This is a genomic window from Candidatus Diapherotrites archaeon (assembly GCA_040755695.1).
Classification (GTDB): Archaea; Iainarchaeota; Iainarchaeia; order Iainarchaeales; family 1-14-0-10-31-34; genus JBFMAK01.
This window is the reverse complement of sequence record JBFMAK010000010.1, coordinates 1-4,591: the sequence shown is the minus strand read 5'-3', so window position 1 is coordinate 4,591 and position 4,591 is coordinate 1. Positions and strand designations below refer to the sequence as shown.

The 4,591-nt window shown below is 49.6% G+C and carries 6 protein-coding genes; 4 read left to right on the top strand and 2 right to left on the bottom strand.

The annotated features are described in order from the left end of the window. Nucleotides 1-247 precede the first annotated feature (247 nt). Complete coding sequence (locus AB1467_07340) at nucleotides 248-871, top strand: hypothetical protein (GenBank protein MEW6296068.1); 624 nt, start codon at nucleotides 248-250, stop codon at nucleotides 869-871. Continuing rightward, complete coding sequence (locus tag AB1467_07335; GenBank protein MEW6296067.1) at nucleotides 858-2,063, top strand: RAMP superfamily CRISPR-associated protein; 1,206 nt, start codon at nucleotides 858-860, stop codon at nucleotides 2,061-2,063. Before AB1467_07340 ends, AB1467_07335 begins: the two co-directional genes overlap by 14 nt. A 574-nt stretch (nucleotides 2,064-2,637) precedes the next feature. On the opposite strand, the gene AB1467_07330 is transcribed toward AB1467_07335, so the two are convergent. Continuing rightward, complete coding sequence (locus AB1467_07330) at nucleotides 2,638-2,880, bottom strand: ribbon-helix-helix domain-containing protein (GenBank protein ID MEW6296066.1); 243 nt, start codon at nucleotides 2,878-2,880, stop codon at nucleotides 2,638-2,640. Next, nucleotides 2,877-3,593, bottom strand: a complete 717-nt coding sequence (parA, locus tag AB1467_07325) for a ParA family partition ATPase (protein ID MEW6296065.1) — start codon at nucleotides 3,591-3,593, stop codon at nucleotides 2,877-2,879. The genes AB1467_07330 and parA overlap by 4 nt, the downstream gene beginning before the upstream one ends. Nucleotides 3,594-3,677: 84 nt before the next feature. Here parA and AB1467_07320 point away from each other — a divergent pair, with 84 nt between their 5' ends. Continuing rightward, a complete protein-coding gene (locus AB1467_07320) occupies nucleotides 3,678-4,112 on the top strand; it encodes a M50 family metallopeptidase (protein MEW6296064.1) in 435 nt (144 codons plus the stop codon). 317 nt (nucleotides 4,113-4,429) lie between these two features. Beyond that, on the top strand, nucleotides 4,430-4,591 hold a 162-nt coding region (locus AB1467_07315; GenBank protein ID MEW6296063.1), incomplete at its 3' end, for a four helix bundle protein.

The following is a 4,591-nucleotide window of genomic DNA, read 5'->3' as shown; positions in this document are numbered from 1 at the left end:
TTAGGATATTACGAAAACCGCACTTGTTCACAAGCTAATTTGTCAAGGAAAAAAACGCCTCCGGGAGAATTTTTTTCAAATGATGTTTACCGGTTGTCATGCAATTTCCTAACCGGACAGTGCTGGGATTATGTACGCAAGAAGAACGAGAGGCATATGATTTCTTTACTGAACTTGCAGACCAGCCTGCCCCGCTGCTCCAACCCCAGGCCTCGGGTCTACGCCAAGTTTATGATCTTACTAAGGATTGGCAGGAGAGATTATTACCGGCCAAGAAGGATTTTCAAGCATACATTGCCACAGTGAAATGGCCGAAAGCAATCGAGGATTATGTGAGAGAAAAATGTCCGAAAAAACCAACCTCTCCTCCGGGGACCTGACACGGGACGAGTTTCTGAAGCTTCTTCGGGAAACCCCTTGGCCTGGTGAAAATCTGTTGCTGGCTTTCACTCCGGCAGATGCCAGATTTGAGGTTTTCCAATTTGATTGGAAGTTCTTAGGATTTTCCCATCTAGGACGCCTCTTTTCCTCCGCCATGGAGCTAAAATGGCGCCTCGTCGAAGGCCGGTTGCGAGTAGTTTATTTGGGAGAGCCCATTCCCGCTTTTCCCCTGCAGGACCATTCCCAACTGTTGTCTCCATTGACTCAAGACTTTTCTGAACTGATCCTATGGGGGGTGCGCACAGATTTAAAGGATGAATGGCTAGAGCAGCAGGTACCTCAAAGGCTGGTTTACCAAGTAAGCAATACTATTTCCCAGGGTAGGGTGGCCTTGGTGGTAGAACATTGGATAGATAAATGCCGCCTGCCCCATTTCAGCCGCTACCATAGCCTCAGGGAAATACCGGGAGAAGACCATGCCGCAGGGTGAATCATTTTGGAATCCTTACCGCCTAGTCCCCGTCAGGCTCACCACCAGAGACTATCCGAAACGTCAGGCTCCAAATACCCATGAGCGCTTTACTGGGAAGAATGGCATTCTTCATTGCACCTTGGAGAATCTCACCCTTCTGTTTATCCCTGATCACCATAACAATAGCCAATTTTGCCACCGTAAGATGGAGGATGGGGAACGGTTAATCATTCCCGGCAGTTCTTTGAAAGGCATGTTGCGCTCTCTAGCGGAGTTGGTAGGAGGGGGTTGCTTTAGCACCTGTCCCGATGAACGGAAAAAGCAAAAGAAAGGTGTTCCATTGTATTGCTTGAAACTTCCGCAAGAGTATAAACCTTGTCAAGAAGCCAGGAATTTATGCGTTACTTGTAGAATTTTCGGAATGATGGAGAGAGAGGAACAATCCCGGGTGCATCAGGGTCAGGTGAACATTAGCGATGCTGTCATAAAAGAACCGCTTGATACCTGGCAGACCCAAGAGTGTCAAGCTCTGTTGGAGGGACCTAAGCCGACTCATACCGCATTTTATACTACACCCACCACTGGAAAAGCCGATGGTTTGGCCCGTAAAATGTATTTCCATCAGCCTCGCGGTCGTCATTCAGTTTTAGAGGTCCCTCCTGATATTCCCCAAAAACATAAGGATAAAATCCGAACCATAAATGCTCTCAAGCCTGGACATAAATTTGATTTTCAGGTCAGCTTTGCCAACCTCCAAGAGGAAGAACTGGGCCTTTTGGTTTACGTGCTCGCTCTTGAGAACTCGGAACAGGATCAGCGCACTAAGAAGATCGGCGACGAAGGACCGACTCTCCATGGACCCATGCGGCATAAGTTGGGGCTGGGCAAACCCCTGGGGATGGGGAGCTGCGCCATCACTGTCAACCGATTGAGCTATCTCTCTCCAGCTCACCGGCGCCTGGAATCATCGCAGGCAATAGTCCCCACCCAATATGAGGGGGCGGCATTGACAACGGAAATCCGCCGACTGACTCGAGAGTTTGTGGTGGATAATTCCGTGACTATGCAGCATCTGCGCAAGATGATGGTTTGGGACGAATCAGACCCCCGGGATTTTCGCTATCCCAGGTTCTTGTGGTTCAAGATTAAAGAACAGGATGCTTTTAAATCCCATCCAGAACATGGACACTTACCCCTGAAAAAAATCTAATAATTATTTTTTATAGAAATGTAATGTAAACTACCGTATTAATTCTCCTAACAACTTAAATCATAGAGCCTTGATATAGTTATATCCTTTGGACAACAATTAGTAATTGTTTTAGATGAAAGCCTTCGGGCGATTGCGACAGAGCTTCCCAAGGTCCAGTATTAGATTGCGGACGAGAGTGTTGAAGTTCTAATAAGCGCCTTCGGGCGATTGCGACTCCATGGCCTGGTTTTGGAAAGCCGGGAAATCAATACGTGACGGCGATAAGAAGAGTCTGCGAGCGATTGGCACACCCACCAAGCTGCAGCTTTGGCTGGACGCAATAAAAAAGCCCGGGCGATGGGCCCAGGCTCTCCGATTTATATTCTTTCCGCACCATTAATAGTGCAACAAATTAATTGCCGTCAATCCCCCTCTTTTTACCAGGATCGGCAGAGCTAATCAAACTCCACCTCCTGTTGTATCCTCAGGCCGTCCTCGGCCGTAAGCATTATGAGATACCATTGGCGACTACTTCCGGGAATTTGCCGGTATCACAACATAACCAGGTTATATTGTGATAGTAGCTATCCCTCTAAGCAATCGGCGGCTTTCCGTGCTTTTTAAATAAATCGTTCAGGGCGATTCGCATCAGTTCCTGCTGCGTGGTGTCCATCTCCGCGGCCATGACCCTAAGCTGTTTTCTGGCAGCCAGGGGGACCCAAAAAGGCATGGCGGTGCGACCGGCCCGATCAGTACGCTTCTCCTTTTGAGGCAGATCTTCTGCCGGAGCCTTCTCAACCTCAAAAACCCCGAGCTTCCCACGCCTGTTTTTCATGCTGCCCTACCCCTTCTTTTCATATTACCAAGTAACCTGGTTATATAGTTATACAGCTCGTCGATTTCGCCGGCAGCTTTGCCTCCTGGTTCGTATTCATGAACGCTGCGGCCATCGATGACCGCGTGACTATATGCTACCCTCTGATGCAAAACAGGTTCGACAACGGTAATCCCCTGCTGCACTAAGGCTGCCCTGGCTTCTTCCGCTAACCTTCCACGCGGCGCGGCGTTGATGACCACCGCGGCAGACTTCTTTGCCAACTTGGCGATTTGTATCGTTGACGCTATGGCTTCCAGATCGAAGCGGGCGGGCCTGCACGGGATAAGAATCAAGTCGGCAAGCTGGGCCGCGATGGCCGCGGCCTGGTCGGAATGGGGGGCCGTATCAATGATCACCAGGTCTATACCCCCCGATTTTGCCTGCTTCAGAAACGCTGGAATTTGCCCCGGGTCTGCTTTGGTTGCATCAAGCTTTCGCTCATCCGGGCGGCTTTCGTTCCACTTGTAAGCCGAGTCTTGCGGATCAATGTCGATTAAAGCCGTGGACATGTTTTGTCTGGCAGCGCAGACGGCCATATGGACGGCGAGGGTGGTTTTACCGCTACCACCTTTCTGGGCAAGGATTGCGAGGGTCTTCAAGAAGTACCTCCATTGTATACCATATAACCAGGTAATATGGTGATTTATACTACCGTTCACTATTTTCGTCAAGTATTTATTTGATTTTGTTGCAATTAAAGACCATTTTCTGCAAAATAGCTTTCACAAGGTTTTAGCGAAATCAGGCTTTGGATTATGATCAATCTGACCATCATTTCAGCGCTTCTTCTCTCAATTATTTGGCACGAGGCCTGCCACGCACTCGCCCTGTTAGCAGTGGGGGTGAAGGTTCGGGTTATCCAGATTGGGACACCGGTGATTTACCAGCGCGGCTGTTTTTCCCTTGGTCTTTTCCCCTTCTATGGCGGTGTGTTGGCAGATGCAGAAGACTTGAATGCGGTTCGGAGGCCTGCCCAGGTACTATATTTCGCCAGTGGGCCGGCAGGCAATCTTCTGTTGGGTATTGGTTCCATCCTCCTTGGAATTTTTCTGAATATCTACATTCTGAAGATGCTTGGCTTAATCAGCCTTTCGATCGGTATTTTTAACCTGATTCCAGTCCCGTCCCTGGACGGCTACCGCCTGCTGACCATATCTTTCAGGGTGCCTTACCGGATTCAGGTTATCTAGGCTTTTCTCGGCTGGATGGCAATTATCTTTTGGGCCTTTTCTAATATTCATAGATGATCCTGGATCCTATCAGGGCGATAAACCGCCTCACCACCGAAATGTGGGAGGACTACCGCCCTTTCAGGGCGACGGGCTTACGAGCGGTTTGTCACCCGCCCCCAGGCGGCTGCGGCCGATGAGACGGACCTGGATTTCCGCCGCCTCTTCCGCCGCCAGGCAGGGCGTCTGCGCCAGATACTCCTCACTGGCGAGCCCTATGCCCCCTTTATTTTTAGGGATTAGGGATTAGGGATTAGGGATTAGGGAAAGGAAAAAATATGAGCGTCGCAATACGGTCATATCGGGATTTGATGGCCTGGAAGAAAGCCGTTGCATTAGTGACCGAAATTTATCGGCTTACCTCGGATTTCCCCAAGGAAGAAATGTTCGGCCTGACCAGTCAAGTCCGGCGGGCTGCGGTTTCCATCCCCAGTAATATT

Excerpts from the sequence above, each read along its gene's own strand:
- AB1467_07335 (MEW6296067.1), top strand. The coding sequence starts at position 858 with ATGCCGCAGGGTGAATCATTTTGGAATCCTTACCGCCTAGTCCCCGTC.
- AB1467_07330 (MEW6296066.1), bottom strand. The coding sequence starts at position 2,880 with ATGAAAAACAGGCGTGGGAAGCTCGGGGTTTTTGAGGTTGAGAAGGCT.
- AB1467_07320 (MEW6296064.1), top strand. The coding sequence starts at position 3,678 with ATGATCAATCTGACCATCATTTCAGCGCTTCTTCTCTCAATTATTTGG.